Origin of the sequence: Flavobacterium sp., from assembly GCF_013822155.1 — a bacterium.
GTDB lineage: Bacteria > Bacteroidota > Bacteroidia > Flavobacteriales > Flavobacteriaceae > Flavobacterium.
In genome coordinates, this window is sequence record NZ_PNJW01000024.1 from 25,059 (window position 1) to 41,010 (window position 15,952).

The following is a 15,952-nucleotide window of genomic DNA, read 5'->3' on the forward strand; positions in this document are numbered from 1 at the left end:
TTTTTATAGCTATCTTTTATCAGTATATATAGCACATTTTATGTTTAAATAAAGTAAAAACACTTTTAGTAAATCAGTAAATTAACCCTCCACTTTTAAAAACTCTCGATACAAGGCTATATTTTCTCTCACTTTATCATCCATTTCCGGTTCTTTGATATCCGTATATTTTTCAAGTTCATCCAATATGGTTTTCGCAACAATATATCTAGCAGTTTCTTTATTATCTGCCGGCACTATATACCAAGGAGCGTGGGGCTTTGAAGTTTTATTGATGGCTTCCTCATAATTGGTAGTATAGTCATTCCACAATGCTCTTTCTTTTAAATCGCCGGGAGAAAATTTCCAATTATGTTTTTCAGTTTCTAAACGTCTCATGAGTCGTTGACGCTGTTCTTCCTTACTCAAATGAAGAAAAAACTTGAGAATAATGACGCCGTTTGAAGCCACATGCTTTTCAAAGGCATTGATACTTTCAAAACGATTTTCCCAAAATTCAGGCGTAATATCCTCTACCTTTTCAATACCTGGAATATTTTCGTTCATAATATATTCTGGATGAACACGTGTGACCAATACGTTTTCATAATGTGTACGATTGAAAACAGCAAATTTCCCTTTTTCAGGTAAAGCCAAATAATGTCGCCATAAAAAATCATGTTCTAATTCAGAAGAATTTGGTGTTTTAAAACTATGAACAACCACGCCACGGGCATTAAACTCCTTAAAAACTTCACGAATCAAACTGTCTTTTCCTGCCGTATCCATACCTTGCAAACAAATTAATACACCATATCGATTATGAGCATACATCATATCTTGTAGTTTGCTCAATTTTTCACGGGTTTTTTGCAGAATTTTTTCTTTCTTTTTTTCGGAAGTTTCAATATCTAAAAAAGTGGGAGCCTTCGCTAAACTTATAGTTGAATCGACTCGAAATTGTTCAGGTTTTATATTTTTCATGTGATAAGAATTAGATTGTTTAATTTTACACCAAAATACAAAAAATCATGGAGAAATTTCAGTTAGAAGTTTTTTTAATACTTATGAATATCGGATCAGCTTCGGGATTGGTTTATACGGAAGATAAATTATTCTTGATTCAAGACAATAGTACCTATTTGTACCAATATAATTTTTCGTCTAAGAATTTAACTTTAATTGAATTAGTCGCTGATGCGGCAAAATCAATTGACAAAAAAAACAAACCTGATTTTGAATCAATTACTTTAGTAAAAAATCAATTGCGTCTATTTGGGTCAGGTTCAGGTTCCAAAAGAAACCAGCTTTTTACCTATGATTTAAAAACAGGTAAAATAACGGAGCGAAACATCCAATCGCAACATGAAAGTTTACAAAAAAAGTTTGACATTTCTGCGGAAGATTACAACATAGAAGGCGTTATTTTTTACAATCAAAAAACTTTTTTCTTTCAACGAGGCAACGGTCCTAAAGCACAAAACGGTGTTTTCATATTAGATGACAACACCAATGAAACAAGCTATCATCCGATTGAATTGCCCGAATTAAAAGGTGTCAAAGCTACATTTACCGATGCAGTTTTGGTGGATAATCAAATCTACTTTTTGGCTGCTGCCGAAAAATCGGAGTCAACTTATTTAGATGGCGAAGTAACTGGGACGATTATTGGCAGACTTTCTCCTGAAAAGTTGAAAGTTGAATATACTGAGAAAATTTCTGATGTCCATAAATTTGAAGGCATCACACTTTACAAAAAAAATTGCAATTCTTTGGAATTTTTACTTTGCGAAGATAAAGACTCGGAAGAATTGAAATCAAACATTTATAAATTAACCATAAAAAAAACCACTCGATAACGAATGGTTCTTCTTAGGTTAAGGTAAATTCGGGGCAAAATTACCTTTTCATAAAAATGTTGGTGTAGTATTTTTTTCCGGTTGCAGGATTTGTTTTGATTGAAATACCAAAGTGAGTATATTCTCCTTCGATATTTTCTTTGTGACCATCACTTAATAACCAAGCGTTTAAAACACCGGCATTAGACTGATAATTGTAAGCTACATTTTCACTCACTTTTAAAGCTCCTAACACTTGTTTGATGTTGTTCGCTCTTTGCTCAAACTGTTGATGACCAACTACATCATTCGAAATCATGTAGTCATTATGTTCAGCCGATTTAAAAGAAATGTGATTGATAGGTTGTAAAGTATTTAACCCAACACTAGCTCTGTGCTCATTGATTTTAGACATAAGGTCTAATTCAACGTCAGTATAAGAAAAATTCTCAACGATTGGAGCTGCTGCATCTTCTGTTTCAGAAGTTGAACAAGAAATCATAGTGAACACGATTGCAATCGGCAACAATGCTCTAAACATTTTTGCTTTCATAGTAGTAGGTTAAGTTTTAAAAGTAGATGTGGGGCAAATACCTTTATGTTAGTTTAATCTTTTTAAAGCTGTAAAGTAGATGTGGAGCAAATATCTTTGTGCTTCAGTAATAAGAACGTTTCATTTTGTTTGATGAGTCAATATTACTACTATGTCGTTAAAGTGCCAAATAAAATCGATGAAATACGCTTTTTTTTTATTTAAAAATGTTTTTTCTTACATATTAAGGTGCTAATCTTTCAATTTTCCAGAAATAGTCCTCTTGAAGTTGATACCTAATTCTGTCATGAAGACGATTTGGACGACCCTGCCAAAACTCAACTTCTATTGGGCGAACTAAAAAGCCTCCCCAAAAAGCCGGTCGAGGAATTTCTTTCCCTTGAAATTGTTGTTCCAACTCTTTCAGTTTCTCTTCTAAAACAGTTCTGGAAGCAATTACCCTACTTTGATTGGAAACAATGGCTCCTAATTTACTGCCATCCGGTCTTGTATCAAAATAACCATCTGAAACAGAAGAAGTTGTTTTTTCAGCTATTCCTTTAATAATAACTTGTCTTTCCATAGAATGCCAAAAGAAAGAAAGACAAATATTCGGATTTGCTTCAATTGCTTTTCCTTTTTCAGATTCATAATTTGTGTAGAAAACAAATCCTTCTTCATAAAATTTTTTAAGCAGTACTACCCTTGCTTTCGGAAATCCGTCTAACCCAATGGTAGATACTGTCATCGCATTGACTTCTTCCGTATCACTTTGTTCCTCTGTTTCATAAAACCAACGGTGAAATAAATTGATGGGATCTTCCGGAATAGTAGTTTCTAAAAGTTCACTTTTTTCGTATGACTTTCTGTAATTGCTAAGATCTTTCATTTTTAAAAGGTGCTAATTGTACTGAGTCGCTAAGGTACGAATAAATAGAAAAGTGGTGAAGACTCGAATGGGATAAACATGTTCTTTTGATTAACAACACACGAATTTATATGGATATGATAAATTTACCTGATTTGATTGCTTTGCTATAATGGATTTGAGGAATTCGTTTTTGCTAACAATATTTAAATTGTGCTGGTATTAGAGCACAGATTTTTAAAATTTCAGAAATATAAAAATAAACAACTGACAACTGATGCCTAAAACTCAAACTCTTTACCGTCATCCGCTAAAAGGACATGAGGAAAAATTGATTCGGCTTCTTCTTTAAATAGTGCTATAGACTCGTAACGCGTCGAATAGTGTCCGAGCACAAGTTGTTTCACGTTAGCTTTTAAAGCCATTGTAGCCGCTTGTTTGGCAGTGGAATGCTTCGTTTTTTCTGCCAAATGCATTTCATTTTCCAAGAATGTACTTTCGTGATATAAAACATCGACCCCTTCAATAAAAGGAATTAATTGTTCATCATAAACGGTATCTGAACAAAAGGCATAAGTTTTTTCATGCTCAGGCTCAAAAGTGATAGCTGAATTCGGAATTACTTGGCCATTTGCTAAGGTAATATCTCCTCCATATTTGATTTTTTGATAATAGACAACATCAATTTCGAGGTTCTGAATTTTATCAATATTGAGTTTACGTTCCCTGTTTTTTTCCTGAAATAAAAAACCATTGGTATAAATACGGTGATTCAGTGGAATGTTTTTTACTATTACCTTTTCATCTTCAAACAGCACAACACTTTCTTTTGATTGCAGTTCATGAAAAAACAAATTATAACCGGTAAAAGAATTTCCGTAACGCAATTGCAGTAAAATAATTTCTTTGATGCCTTTCGGACCATAAACATGTAAATCGCTCTCCCGATTAAGCAACATAAAAGTGGAAATCAATCCAACCAATCCAAAAAAATGATCGCCGTGTAAATGGGAAATGAAAATATGATTAATTTTAGAAAACTTAATTTTGTTTTTCCGCAATTGAACTTGTGTTCCTTCACCACAATCAATTAAAAACATGCGGTTTTTTATTTCTAAAACCTGAGCAGTTGGATTAGTAATGGTTCGAGGGGTAGCGGCATAACAGCCTAGAATGGTTAGTTTCATGAGGAAGTTGTCAGTTAGCTGTCAAAATCCTAAATCCCGCTCAATTTCCTCCATTTCAATGATGTCATGAGCTTCCATAAGTGTTGGAACAACAGTCATTTTTAAGGGTAATTTGTCAATATCCACATTGTCTACAACCAAAACAAATGATTTTTTACCTTTCTTATGCAATTTAGATATATCACTGAATAGTTTGATATCAGATAAGGATATAGTTTTGTCAAAAGTTAAATCTAAAATCAGGTTTTGATTTTTAAAGACATTGTACTGGTTGTTGATTTTTTCCATAAAGGAAAGACAATCACCTTGGGTGTTTTTAAGAATGGTCGTATGTCCTTTTTGATCAACTTTCATTTGTAAAGATTCTAAGGTAATAAGGAACTCAGGTTCTAAGTTAGTGAATTTTATTTAATTTTAGAAGCTAAAAGATAAATAACTGCCATTCTGATGGCTACTCCGTTTTCAACCTGTTCTAAAATAACCGATTGTTTTGAATCAGCCACATCACTGGTGATTTCAACGCCACGATTAATTGGGCCCGGATGCATAATTACTATTTCTTTGTTCAGCGAATCTAAAAGTGCTTTATCTACACCATATTGTTGAGCATATTCTCGGGTTGAAGGAAAATAATTTACGTCCATCCGTTCATTTTGCACTCTTAACATATTTGCAACATCGCACCATTCTAAGGCTTTTCGCAAATTGGGTTCTACCGTAACGCCTAAACTTTCAATGTGTTTTGGAATCAACGTTTTTGGTCCGCATACTTTCACTTCTGCTCCTTGCATTTGAAGAGCAAATATGTTGGATAACGCTACTCTGGAATGAAGAATATCACCTACAATCACCACTTTCTTTCCTCCAACTGCTCCTAATTTCTCCCGGATGGAAAAACTGTCTAACAATGCTTGAGTGGGGTGTTCATGAGCTCCATCTCCAGCATTAACAATACTCGCTTTTACATTTTGAGACAAGAAGTAAGCGGCTCCGGGGTGAGCATGTCGCATCACCACCATATCCACTTTCATGGCTAAAATATTATTTACGGTATCAATTAACGTCTCCCCTTTTTTAACAGAAGATTGAGCAGCTGAAAAACTAATAACATCGGCAGAAAGTCTTTTTTGAGCTAATTCAAACGATAATTTAGTTCGGGTACTGTTTTCAAAAAAGATATTAGCAATGGTAATATCGCGTAATGAAGGTACCTTTTTTATAGGTCTGTTGATGACTTCTTTAAAATGGTCAGCAGTTTCAAAAATCAAATCAATATCTTTCGGTTGAAGATATTTGATTCCTAATAAATGATTGACGGATAGTTCAGACATTTTTTCAGGTTGTTGGTTGGTTGGTTGTTATCGTCGGAATTAAATATACTGCATCTTCGCCTTCATTTTCAACCCAACATACTTTTACTTTTTCATTATTGATTGCATCTACTTGTCGCCCTCTGTAATCAGGTTGGATAGGTAAATGCCGACTAAATCTTCGGTCAATTAGAACCAAAAGTTCTATTTCACTTGGCCTACCAAAAGATTGAATGGCGGTGAGAGCAGAACGAATACTACGTCCGGTATATAACACATCATCTATAAAAATGACTTTTTTATCTTCCACAATAAAATCAATATGGGTTTTATTGGCTTCTAGTGTCTTTTCACCTCTTCGAAAATCATCTCTAAAAAAAGTAATATCAAGCAATCCGAACTGAATATTTTTAACCTGATATTCCTCCTGCAATAATTTCACAATTCGCTTGGCTAGAAAAGCTCCTCGTGGTTGCAGTCCAATTATAATTGTGTCCGAAAAATCAAGGTGTTTTTCAATCAATTGACAAGCCAAACGATGGAGAATGATATTGACTTCTTTGGAAGTGAGCAATACTTTTTGACTCATAATAGTGGTGTTTGGTGTGTAAAGATATAATTTTTTTACGATTTGAGTTTAAAAAAATCCCGATACATCGTAACGGGATTTCAAATTCTTATGCATACATTTTCTTTCTCAACTCTTTCACTTTGTCATCTTCTAAATATTCATCAAAGGTCATGTAACGATCAATTACGCCATTAGGGGTGATTTCCAAGACACGATTAGCAACCGTTTGAGCAAATTCGTGGTCATGGGTGGTGAACAAAACCGACCCTTTGAAGTTTTTCAACGAGTTGTTAAAGGCCTGAATCGATTCCAAATCTAAATGATTGGTAGGTTCATCCAACATCAACACATTAGCACGAAGCATCATCATTCTGGAAATCATACAACGCACTTTTTCTCCACCTGACAAAACACGACCCGTTTTCAAAGCTTCTTCTCCGGAGAAAATCATTTTTCCTAAAAAGCCACGCACATAAACCTCATCGCGTTCTTCTTCTGTTTTTGCCCACTGACGCAACCAATCCACAAGGGTTAAATCATTCTCAAAAAAGGAATGATTATCTCCCGGAAGGTAAGACTGAATCGTTGTGATACCCCAATCAAAGGTTCCTGCATCAGGCTTTTGATTACCGTTTAATATTTCATAAAAAGCAGATGTTGCCCGTGAATCTTTGGAAAAAACAACTACTTTATCACCTTTAGCCATGTTCAAGTCAACATTTTTAAATAAAACTTCCCCTTCAACAGAAGCACCTAAACCCACTACATTTAATATTTGGTCACCCGCTTCACGCTCTTGGTCAAAAATAATGGCGGGATAGCGACGACTTGACGGCTTAATCTCATCTAAATTTAATTTTTCAATCATTTTTTTACGGGAAGTTGCCTGTTTTGATTTGGCCACATTCGCACTAAAACGACGAATAAATTCTTCTAGCTCTGCTTTTTTCTCTTCTGCTTTTTTGTTTTGTTGTGCTCTTTGTTTGGCCGCTAACTGGCTACTTTCGTACCAAAAAGTATAATTCCCAGAATAATGCGTTATTTTTCCAAAATCAATATCCGATACATGTGTACAAACCGCATCTAAAAAGTGACGGTCATGCGATACCACTAAAACGGTGTTTTCATAATTGGCTAAGAAATTTTCTAACCAACCGATAGTTTCAAAATCTAAATCGTTCGTTGGCTCATCCATAATCAACACGTCGGGATTTCCAAAAAGTGCCTGAGCCAAAAGGACTCTCACTTTTAATTTTCCATCCATATCAGCCATTAAAGAATAATGCAAATCTTCGGTTATGCCTAAGTTAGACAGTAATGTAGCTGCAGCAGAATCTGCATTCCAACCATTCATCTCTTCAAATTGAACTTGCAATTCGCCGATTCTATCGGCATTCTCGTCTGTATAATTGAGGTACAATTCATCCATTTCCCGTTTCACATCATACAACACTTTGTTTCCCATCATTACAGTTTCTAAAACCGTATACTCATCAAACATGTTGTGATTCTGATTTAATACAGACATCCTTTTTCCGGGTTCCAAAATAACTCTTCCCGAAGTAGGGTCAAATTCTCCTGAAATAATTTTCATAAACGTAGATTTCCCTGCACCATTTGCCCCAATTATTCCATAGCAATTGCCTTGGGTAAAGGTTACATTTACTTCATCAAACAAAATTCTTTTGCCGAATTGAACTGATAAATTTGAAACTGTCAACATGTGATTGTGTATTTTAAAAAACGTTGCAAAAGTAGAAAAAATAAAGCACTTTTTGGCCAGACCTATTTAGAATAAATATAGGTTTATTTTAACTGTCTATTAACAAGCCGTAAACAGTAGAAAAAATATATTTGTTTCAAATTAATACCACCAAATGATTGCCTATTCAAAAAAAATACCTTTTATCTGTCTTGTAGCAACACTTTATGCTTTTATCGGGTGTCAAAAAGAATTTAAAGATGATAATTTTACAGCCTATTTTGGAGGAGAAGTCATCAATCCAAAAAGTAACTTTGTCCTCTTTTTAAAGGATGATGTGGTTATTGATACTATTTACTTAGATAAAAAAAATCGGTTTATACAAAAATTTGATTCTCTGGCCCCTGGTTTATATACGTTTAAACACGAACCGGAATACCAATATGTCTATTTTGACAAAAACGACAGTTTGATGGTTCGTATCAATTCCATTGAGTTTGATGAATCTATAGTTTTTTGTGGTAGAGGGGATGAAAAAAATAATTTCTTAATGGAGTTATACCTCAAAAATGAAGATGATCGTAGCAAAATGTTTGATGATTTCGATTTAAATCTTACTGATTTTATTCAAAACAGTGATTCTTCCTACCAATCTAAAGAGAAATTTTATACGCAAAAAAAAGAGGAAATAAAATGGAATGACGATTTTGATTTGTATGCTAAAGCAATGCTTGATTTTCATCATTTCACCAAAAAGGAAATTTATCCGATGGCTCATAAAATGAGAACCGGAGAAAACGTAACGAATCAGTTACCTGTTAACTACTACAATCACAGAAGAAAAATTGATTTCAACAACAAGCATTTAACGAATTATTCTCCGTTTGTAAAATACTTGACGCACATGTTGAATAATGTGGCTTTTACGAATATTTCACCCCAAAATCTGGAAGAAGAAGCTTTGGCATTACATATTCAAAAATTAAACATTGCCGATACGCTTTTTAAAAATGAATCTATTAAAAATAAAATTATTGACAATATTGCCTTCTCTTATCTATTAGAGGACCAAAACATTGACCAAAATAAAAAATTCCTCATTCGCTACAACCAATTGTCTACTGACAATAGCAATCTAAATGAAATCAACAAAATTGGCGAATCAATTCAATTGCTAAAAAAAGGAAATGATTTACCCGAAGTTACATTAGTTGACATAACCGGAAAAACAACCACGAGTAAATCGCTTTTGAATCAAAAAACGGTCTTTTTCTTTTGGACAGAAAATGCCGAATCCCATTTAGTTGCTGTACATAAAAAAGCATTAGAATTTCAACAAAATAACCCTGAATATCAATTCATTGCGGTTAACATTGATGAAGAGCAAGAGAAATGGTTAAAAGTACTTGAAAACCATAGTTTTGGTTCTATCAAAGAATTTCGTGCGGAAAACTTTGAAGACTTAAAAGAAAAATGGGTTATCACTAAATTACACCGCACCCTGATTATTGATGAAACAGGAAAAATCAGCAATGGGTTTGTCAACTTGTTTGATGTAAAATTTGCTGAAAACCTAAAATAACAATTTCTACAAAATATAAAATCCCTTCCTGTACAACAAGAAGGGATTTTTTATGTTTAAAGACGAACTTTATTGATTTGCTTTCGCGTGATCGGCTAAAAATTGAGCCAATCCAATATCTGTTAAGGGGTGTTTTAATAACCCTAAAATAGCTGATAAAGGTCCTGTCATCACATCTGCACCAATTTTAGCACAGTTTACAATGTGCATCGTATGACGAACAGAGGCTGCTAAAATTTGTGTATCATAGCCGTAGTTGTCATAAATCTCGCGAATTTCTTCTATTAAAGCTAAACCATCTGTAGAAACATCATCTAATCGACCAATAAACGGGGAAACATACGTTGCTCCTGCTTTGGCTGCCAATAACGCCTGACCAGCAGAAAAAACCAACGTTACATTTGTTCTAATGCCTCTGTCAGAAAAGTATTTACACGCTTTGATACCTTCTTTGGTCATCGGTAATTTTACCACGATTTGCTCGTGTAATTCTGACAACTCCTCCCCTTCTTTAATCATTCCATCATAATCAGTCGCGATTACTTCCGCACTTACATCACCATCTACAATTTTGCAGATGTCTACATAATGTTTCAAAACGTTATTTTTTCCGCTAATACCCTCTTTGGCCATTAACGATGGATTTGTTGTTACGCCATCTAAAACCCCTAAAGCTTGTGCTTCTTTAATTTGCTCCAAATTAGCTGTGTCAATAAAAAATTTCATATACTAGTTGTGTTTTTAATTCGGATGCAAAATTACGAATTCAATTTCAAAGTTTAAAGATTTAAAGTTTAAAAGATTATGGGTTTATAAGTTTATATGGCGTGGACTGTAGCGTTCACTCAATTTTTTAATTTCTATTTTCCATTATCGTTACTTCAGCCCATAATGCTTCATCAGCATCTTTTCATAGATTTTATCAGGTAAAATACGTTTTAAAACAACTGAAAAGCGTTGCATAAAACTTCCTACTTTATAATGTACGTTGGGTTGGGATGTTTCAATTATTTTATGAATTGCATAAGCCATTTCATCCGGATTACTTCCGGAATCAACATGTTCATCCATCATTTTTAATGTATTTCCGTATGGAATTTTATAGGCTGAATCATCTTTCAACGGTGCATGGTAACGACCCGAAGCAATATTCGTCGCAAAATCACCCGGAGCTACATTGGTTAATTGAATACCGAATTCTTTTACTTCCATTCGAATGGCTTCGGTAATGATTTCTAACGCCCCTTTGGAAGCGGAATAAACGCTTCGATAGGGCAAACCCATATAACCGGCAATAGAAGTTATATTGATGATTAAACCCGATTGTTGACTTCTCATTTGTGGTAAAACTGCTTTCATCACTTCTATAGGACCAATGAAATTAGTTTCAAAATTGTTTTTGATTTCTTGGGTGGGAATTTCTTCCAACGGACCGGTAATTCCGACACCGGCATTGTTGATGACTACATCAATCTTTCCTTCTTTTTGAATCAATTCTGAAACGGCATTGGTAATGCTATTCACGTCCCTAACATCCAATTGTAACAAAGGAAAAATGTAATCTTTTACTTGATTCGGATTTCTACTTGTTCCATAAACAATATATCCTTTTTGATGCAAAAAAGTACCAATTGATTTACCAATTCCGGAGGAACCGCCTGTGATGAGAATTACTTTTGACATGGTTGGGTTTAAAAAGTCAAAGATAGTGAAAAGGTTGGAAGTTGTCCCTTAGATTTGTATTCCCAATCCCGGCTTCTGACTCAAAACCACTTCCCCATTCACAATTTCAGAGCCTTCAAACGTATCATTTGCTATTAAATTTGCTCCATCCAAATCGAGATAATCGGCAAAAGATGCCAAGGCAATTCCGGCAGAAATACCAACTGTTGATTCGGTCATGCAACCAATCATAATTTTGAAATTTAGGGCTTTTGCTTTTTGGATAATGGCTAACGAAGGTGTTAATCCGCCGCATTTCATCACTTTAATGTTGATAGTTTTGTAATGAGGTTGTAATAATTCTAAATCATCAATTGATTGTAAATCTTCATCCGCCATCCAATTGGGATAACTATTTTGGAATAAGTTTTTGTAATTTTCTGCACCTTTTGGCATCGGTTGTTCGAAATACAAGAATTTTGCTGAAAGTGGATCATTTTGAAGGAACTCACATTGCTCTAACGAAAAACTACCGTTCGAATCAATGCTAATTTTCTTTCCGGTTGACAACAATTTATCTCGTAAGGAAGTTGACCACGAATTGACTTTCACTTTACAAAACTCCCAATCCGATTCGATTATTTTCTTGAGTTGAATGGCTTCTTCATCCATACTAATAGTAATGGAAGATTGGGGAAAATGAGTTATTTTTATTTGATTGAGTTCAGCAAATGGTTTGTTTTCAAGCTTTCCATACAAATCCCAAAACGCACAATCTAAGGCCGATTGCAAAAAAGGATGCAAAGAAAAAGTATGAAGTTTCTTGAAAAAATCAAACGGATGCTCAATTACAAAGGATGAAAATAAAGGCTGAATTAGCTCTAAATCTTTGACAAAATCAGTTAAATGAATATGATAATAATCTATTTCGGTACATTCACCAAAACCGGTTTTTCCATTAAAATCAATTGAAACAATGAGTGCTTTTCTGAAATGATAAACACCATACGCAATTTTGAAAGGTTCTTTCAGTTGGTGTTGCACTATTTTCCAATTTAATTGCATATTCATGAATTTGTGAAAGCGAAAGTAATGAAAAGAACTAATTAGAAATCAAGAAAAGTAAACAATTGATTTTAAACCATATAAGGCATATGAGTTTGTAAAAGAAAAAGTTAATACAAATTAGAAAAACTTATATGTCTTATATGGTAAAAAAGAGAAATTGAAAACAACAAAATCAATACAAATAAAAAACTTATATTTCTTATATGCCTTATATGGTAAAAAAAATGAAAATGAGTTGAATAATCTGAATCAAGTTCTGAAGCAACAAAAAATGGCAAGCGACCTACATCGCACCGCTACAACCACATACCTTTGCTGTGTTCCCACCCTGGAGGAGTTTGCAGGAGCTGGTCGTGTAGGACTTGCCGCTGCAAATATACAATCTTTTTATATTTTTGCAAGTAATTTTACCCAATACAAATCGTTATATTTGCCTAACTTATTTATGTCCGTCATGAAAAAACATAACTTATTATCATTCATTTTATTAGCCACTTTTGTATACGGTTGCGGTGATACCGTCAAAGACAAAAAAAACTTATTTGCCTTTAATACCTCCCAATTAAAAGAACAATTTACAACGGAAGAAACGACAAATTTGTCTGTTGCGAATAAAGCAAACAAAACTATTGACAGCATTGTTTACTTTGTTAACGAGAAAAAAATAGGTTCAGTAAAAGGAGCCAATTCCCTAGAGTTAAAATTTGCTGAAGAAAAACTAGGCTATCAATACTTAAAAGCAATGGTTTATTTTGAAGATGACTTTGCTGAAGCTACCCATCGGGTGGAACTGGTTTCAAATATCGAACCCAAGTTATTAAATTACATCATCGTAAATACCTATCCGCATGATATCAAAGCTTATACGCAAGGATTAGAATTTCACCGCGATACGCTGTATGAAGGAACCGGAAACGGAGCCGGAAACGGTACGGGTATAAAAGGCATCTCCAGTTTACGTAAAACCGACTATAAAACAGGAAAAGTCTATAAAAACGTTGAACATCCTGAGTCTATTTTTGGAGAAGGCATCACGGTGTTAAACAATAAAGTGTATCAATTAACTTGGCGAAACCTGACCGGATTTATTTATGATGCCAATACCTTCAAACAACTCAAAACATTCAAGTATTCCAGAGAGATTGAGGGTTGGGGCTTGTGTAATGATGGCAAACTATTATATCAATCCGACGGGACAGAGAAAATCTATACTTTAAATCCGGAAACTTTGATGATAGAAGGAAGCATAAACGTGTATTCCGGTGCGAATAAAATCAAATCGGTGAATGAGTTGGAATGGATTAACGGTAAAATCTTCGGGAACATCTATCAAAGAGACGCTATTGCCATCATTAACCCTACCAATGGAGCGGTGGAAGCCGTGATTAATCTAGCCGAATTAAAAAAGAAAGTCACTCAACATCCTGACCTCGACGTGCTCAACGGAATTGCTTACAACCGAAAACACAAAACATTGTTTGTAACCGGTAAAAACTGGGATAAAATGTTTGAGATTCGTATAGGGGAATAAGTTGCGGGTTACGAGTTGCGGGTTACGGGTTGCGTGAGGGTTACAATAAAATTCGCAACTCGCTACTTTAATGAAACTCTCCAAACACTTTCGTTGCTTCATTATAAGCACTTTCAAAGCTCATTGGGCTTGTGTTGGTGTTTTCTTTTTGTGTGGTGAAATAGGATAATAACTTCTCTGTTGGCATGTTTCCGGTTAGGTCATCTTTTGCCATGGGGCAACCACCAAAACCTTGAATGGCTCCGTCAAAACGGCGGCAACCGGCATTGTAAGCTGCATCTACTTTTTCAAACCACTTATCGGGTGTGGTGTGAAGGTGAGCACCAAACTCAATATGTGGGTATTTTGGAATCAAATTCGAAAATAAATAGGCGATTATTTCGGGTGTCGAACTGCCAATTGTGTCGGATAGTGACACTATTTTTACGCCCATGCCTGCTAACTTTTCTGTCCACTCTCCAACGATGTCAACGTTCCAGGGATCGCCATAAGGGTTTCCAAAACCCATTGACAAATATGTCACTACTTCTTTATTCGAGCGTTCGGCTATTTCCAGTATTTCTTCTAAGGTTATGATGGATTCCGCAATGGTTTTGTGCGTATTCCGCATCTGGAAGTTCTCTGAAATAGAAAAGGGATACCCTAAGTATTGTATTGCTTCATGTGCTGAAGCGAGTTTTGCTCCTTGTGTATTGGCAATGATGGCGAGCAATTTGCTGCGGGTTTGCGACAAGTCTAAACCTGCGAGTACCTCAGCAGTATCGGCCATTTGCGGAATTGCTTTGGGGGAAACAAAACTTCCAAAGTCTAGTGTGTCAAAGCCTACTCGCAAGAGCGACTGAATATAGGCTACTTTCCGTTCCGTGGGAATAAAGGTTTTGATGCCTTGCATGGCATCCCGCGGACATTCGATTATTTTTATTGGTTGCATAGGTGCTCAAATATAGGAAAGTATTTTGTTTTGTGAAAATGGTTTTTTTGGAGGGGCTGAGGGACTGAGGCACTAAGGTGCCGGGGGAGTTTAGAGTGGGCAAAAAAAAATAGAAACACGGGGTTTCTATTTTTTAGTTAGGCTGGTTATTTTTTCTTTTTACCGGAGTCTTTTTTCTTTGCCTTTTTGGCTTTTTCTTTTTCTTTGGCTTTTTTAGCTTTTTCTTTTGCCTTTGCTTTTTTAGCTTTTTCCTTTTCTTTCGCTTTTTCTTTTTTTAGTTTCTTTTGGGCTTTCTCTTTCGCTTTTTTCTCTTCTTCTTTTACCTTTTTCATTTTCTTTTTTAGTTTTTTAAGGGTCTTTTTGTCCAAGGTGGTGGTTACTTCCACGGTGGTTACTTCCATGGCTACTTCTTCCGGTTTGGCGGGAGTAGTGGCGGCCACTCTTCTTGCTGTTGGAGCGGTTTGTTCCATGCGGTCGACTAACGGGGAGCTTTTTACGGCAGGTTTGCGTACCGCAGGTGTTGCAGCGGCAGTTTTTGCGGTTGTTGTTCTAGGCGTTGCGGTTCTTTTAGGAGCAGCTGGTTTTGCTGTTGCAGCCGGTTTTACAGCCGGTGCTGTTGTTTTTGCTGCCGGTGTAGCCGGTTTTCTTGCGGGCGTTGCCGGTTTTGGAGCCGGTGTAGTCGTTTTTTGTACTTCTGTTGCCGGTGCTTCCGGGGTTTTATTTTCTTCCATATACTTAAGTGTATTAATTGATTGTTATTTTATTATTAACCTGATGTTAAGCAAAGTTAATTGATTGTGTACGAATTGCAATGTTAAGTTTTTAGTTTAGGTGAAAACTTAACATTGGGATTGCGGGTTGCGGGTTGCGGGTTGCGAGTTGCGGGTTGCGGGTTGCGGGTTGTGGGTTTCGAGTTGCGGGTTGCGGGTTTCGGGTTTCGGGTTTCGAGTTGCGGGTTGCGGGTTTCGGGTTGCGGGTTTCGGGTTGCGGGTTGCGGGTTTCGAGTTGCGGGTTACGGGTTGCGGGTTTCGGGTTGCGGGTTTCGGGTTGCGAGTTAAGAAACGGGAGCAAACACTAGCGAAATTGATATTTGGTGGAGCGAAATTGACATTTAGGGTAGCGAAATTGACATTTGGTGGAGCGAAATTGACATTTAGGGTAGCGAAAGTGACATTTGGTGGAGCGAAAGTG

Annotated in this window: 16 protein-coding genes and 1 other RNA gene; 3 read left to right on the plus strand and 14 right to left on the minus strand. The window is 35.6% G+C overall.

Going from position 1 to position 15,952, the window contains the following annotated elements; translation table 11 throughout:
• Positions 1 to 81 precede the first annotated feature (81 nt).
• Positions 82 to 963 (minus strand): PPK2 family polyphosphate kinase, encoded by an 882-nt coding sequence (locus C0512_RS07790; protein ID WP_290860237.1) that lies wholly within the window; start codon positions 961 to 963, stop codon positions 82 to 84.
• 47 nt (positions 964 to 1,010) lie between these two features.
• Between C0512_RS07790 and C0512_RS07795 the strand changes: the two genes are divergently transcribed.
• Positions 1,011 to 1,838, plus strand: a complete 828-nt coding sequence (locus C0512_RS07795; RefSeq protein ID WP_290860239.1) for a hypothetical protein — start codon at positions 1,011 to 1,013, stop codon at positions 1,836 to 1,838.
• A gap of 40 nt (positions 1,839 to 1,878) precedes the next feature.
• Here C0512_RS07795 and C0512_RS07800 read toward each other — a convergent pair whose 3' ends face one another.
• From C0512_RS07800 to C0512_RS07830, 7 genes are all read right to left on the minus strand, one after another.
• The gene (locus C0512_RS07800) at positions 1,879 to 2,370 is read right to left on the minus strand and encodes a CAP domain-containing protein (RefSeq protein WP_290860241.1); all 492 of its coding nucleotides are present in this window, start codon (positions 2,368 to 2,370) and stop codon (positions 1,879 to 1,881) included.
• Positions 2,371 to 2,593: 223 nt separating this feature from the next.
• Positions 2,594 to 3,238: a pyridoxamine 5'-phosphate oxidase gene (gene pdxH / locus C0512_RS07805; RefSeq protein ID WP_290860242.1), complete on the minus strand. Its 645-nt coding sequence runs from the start codon at positions 3,236 to 3,238 to the stop codon at positions 2,594 to 2,596.
• Positions 3,239 to 3,498: 260 nt separating this feature from the next.
• Positions 3,499 to 4,404: a ribonuclease Z gene (locus tag C0512_RS07810; RefSeq protein ID WP_290860244.1), complete on the minus strand. Its 906-nt coding sequence runs from the start codon at positions 4,402 to 4,404 to the stop codon at positions 3,499 to 3,501.
• A 21-nt stretch (positions 4,405 to 4,425) separates the two neighbouring features.
• Positions 4,426 to 4,758, minus strand: coding sequence for a ribonuclease Z (locus C0512_RS07815; protein ID WP_290860246.1), 333 nt, complete (start codon positions 4,756 to 4,758; stop codon positions 4,426 to 4,428).
• A 50-nt stretch (positions 4,759 to 4,808) separates the two neighbouring features.
• Positions 4,809 to 5,735, minus strand: a complete 927-nt coding sequence (locus C0512_RS07820; protein WP_290860248.1) for an aspartate carbamoyltransferase catalytic subunit — start codon at positions 5,733 to 5,735, stop codon at positions 4,809 to 4,811.
• 4 nt (positions 5,736 to 5,739) lie between these two features.
• Positions 5,740 to 6,303 carry a bifunctional pyr operon transcriptional regulator/uracil phosphoribosyltransferase PyrR gene (pyrR, locus tag C0512_RS07825; protein ID WP_290860250.1) on the minus strand — a complete coding sequence of 188 codons (564 nt, stop codon included), beginning with the start codon at positions 6,301 to 6,303 and terminating at the stop codon, positions 5,740 to 5,742.
• A gap of 88 nt (positions 6,304 to 6,391) precedes the next feature.
• Positions 6,392 to 8,008, minus strand: a complete 1,617-nt coding sequence (locus C0512_RS07830) for an ABC-F family ATP-binding cassette domain-containing protein (protein ID WP_290860252.1) — start codon at positions 8,006 to 8,008, stop codon at positions 6,392 to 6,394.
• Positions 8,009 to 8,162: 154 nt separating this feature from the next.
• Here C0512_RS07830 and C0512_RS07835 point away from each other — a divergent pair, with 154 nt between their 5' ends.
• Positions 8,163 to 9,569, plus strand: a complete 1,407-nt coding sequence (locus C0512_RS07835; RefSeq protein WP_290860255.1) for a thioredoxin-like domain-containing protein — start codon at positions 8,163 to 8,165, stop codon at positions 9,567 to 9,569.
• Positions 9,570 to 9,638: 69 nt separating this feature from the next.
• Here the strand turns inward: C0512_RS07835 and fsa are convergent, their stop codons facing one another.
• The 4 genes from fsa to ffs all read right to left on the minus strand — a co-directional run bounded on the left by fsa (position 9,639) and on the right by ffs (position 12,667).
• Entirely contained in the window at positions 9,639 to 10,295 is a 657-nt protein-coding gene (gene fsa, locus C0512_RS07840) for a fructose-6-phosphate aldolase (RefSeq protein WP_290860257.1), read from the minus strand.
• A 150-nt stretch (positions 10,296 to 10,445) separates the two neighbouring features.
• Positions 10,446 to 11,252: an SDR family oxidoreductase gene (locus C0512_RS07845; protein ID WP_290860258.1), complete on the minus strand. Its 807-nt coding sequence runs from the start codon at positions 11,250 to 11,252 to the stop codon at positions 10,446 to 10,448.
• A 48-nt stretch (positions 11,253 to 11,300) separates the two neighbouring features.
• Positions 11,301 to 12,302, minus strand: coding sequence for an enolase C-terminal domain-like protein (locus tag C0512_RS07850; RefSeq protein WP_290860260.1), 1,002 nt, complete (start codon positions 12,300 to 12,302; stop codon positions 11,301 to 11,303).
• A gap of 266 nt (positions 12,303 to 12,568) precedes the next feature.
• An RNA gene (gene ffs / locus C0512_RS07855) (signal recognition particle sRNA small type) lies at positions 12,569 to 12,667 on the minus strand.
• Positions 12,668 to 12,753: 86 nt separating this feature from the next.
• Between ffs and C0512_RS07860 the strand changes: the two genes are divergently transcribed.
• Complete coding sequence (locus C0512_RS07860) at positions 12,754 to 13,830, plus strand: glutaminyl-peptide cyclotransferase (protein WP_290860262.1); 1,077 nt, start codon at positions 12,754 to 12,756, stop codon at positions 13,828 to 13,830.
• A 67-nt stretch (positions 13,831 to 13,897) separates the two neighbouring features.
• Here the strand turns inward: C0512_RS07860 and C0512_RS07865 are convergent, their stop codons facing one another.
• Positions 13,898 to 14,761, minus strand: a complete 864-nt coding sequence (locus C0512_RS07865) for a hydroxymethylglutaryl-CoA lyase (RefSeq protein ID WP_290860264.1) — start codon at positions 14,759 to 14,761, stop codon at positions 13,898 to 13,900.
• A 146-nt stretch (positions 14,762 to 14,907) separates the two neighbouring features.
• The gene (locus C0512_RS07870) at positions 14,908 to 15,492 is read right to left on the minus strand and encodes a hypothetical protein (protein ID WP_290860266.1); all 585 of its coding nucleotides are present in this window, start codon (positions 15,490 to 15,492) and stop codon (positions 14,908 to 14,910) included.
• Positions 15,493 to 15,952: the final 460 nt, after the last annotated feature.

What these genes read in the sequence shown, in the direction of transcription:
- C0512_RS07795 (WP_290860239.1), top strand. Translation starts at nt 1,011, where the DNA reads ATGGAGAAATTTCAGTTAGAAGTTTTTTTAATACTTATGAATATCGGA.
- C0512_RS07815 (WP_290860246.1), bottom strand. Translation starts at nt 4,758, where the DNA reads ATGAAAGTTGATCAAAAAGGACATACGACCATTCTTAAAAACACCCAA.
- C0512_RS07835 (WP_290860255.1), top strand. Translation starts at nt 8,163, where the DNA reads ATGATTGCCTATTCAAAAAAAATACCTTTTATCTGTCTTGTAGCAACA.
- C0512_RS07850 (WP_290860260.1), bottom strand. Translation starts at nt 12,302, where the DNA reads ATGAATATGCAATTAAATTGGAAAATAGTGCAACACCAACTGAAAGAA.
- C0512_RS07870 (WP_290860266.1), bottom strand. Translation starts at nt 15,492, where the DNA reads ATGGAAGAAAATAAAACCCCGGAAGCACCGGCAACAGAAGTACAAAAA.
- C0512_RS07820 (WP_290860248.1), bottom strand. Translation starts at nt 5,735, where the DNA reads ATGTCTGAACTATCCGTCAATCATTTATTAGGAATCAAATATCTTCAA.
- C0512_RS07860 (WP_290860262.1), top strand. Translation starts at nt 12,754, where the DNA reads ATGAAAAAACATAACTTATTATCATTCATTTTATTAGCCACTTTTGTA.
- fsa (WP_290860257.1), bottom strand. Translation starts at nt 10,295, where the DNA reads ATGAAATTTTTTATTGACACAGCTAATTTGGAGCAAATTAAAGAAGCA.
- C0512_RS07810 (WP_290860244.1), bottom strand. Translation starts at nt 4,404, where the DNA reads ATGAAACTAACCATTCTAGGCTGTTATGCCGCTACCCCTCGAACCATT.
- C0512_RS07790 (WP_290860237.1), bottom strand. Translation starts at nt 963, where the DNA reads ATGAAAAATATAAAACCTGAACAATTTCGAGTCGATTCAACTATAAGT.
- C0512_RS07845 (WP_290860258.1), bottom strand. Translation starts at nt 11,252, where the DNA reads ATGTCAAAAGTAATTCTCATCACAGGCGGTTCCTCCGGAATTGGTAAA.
- C0512_RS07830 (WP_290860252.1), bottom strand. Translation starts at nt 8,008, where the DNA reads ATGTTGACAGTTTCAAATTTATCAGTTCAATTCGGCAAAAGAATTTTG.
- C0512_RS07865 (WP_290860264.1), bottom strand. Translation starts at nt 14,761, where the DNA reads ATGCAACCAATAAAAATAATCGAATGTCCGCGGGATGCCATGCAAGGC.
- pdxH (WP_290860242.1), bottom strand. Translation starts at nt 3,238, where the DNA reads ATGAAAGATCTTAGCAATTACAGAAAGTCATACGAAAAAAGTGAACTT.
- pyrR (WP_290860250.1), bottom strand. Translation starts at nt 6,303, where the DNA reads ATGAGTCAAAAAGTATTGCTCACTTCCAAAGAAGTCAATATCATTCTC.
- C0512_RS07800 (WP_290860241.1), bottom strand. Translation starts at nt 2,370, where the DNA reads ATGAAAGCAAAAATGTTTAGAGCATTGTTGCCGATTGCAATCGTGTTC.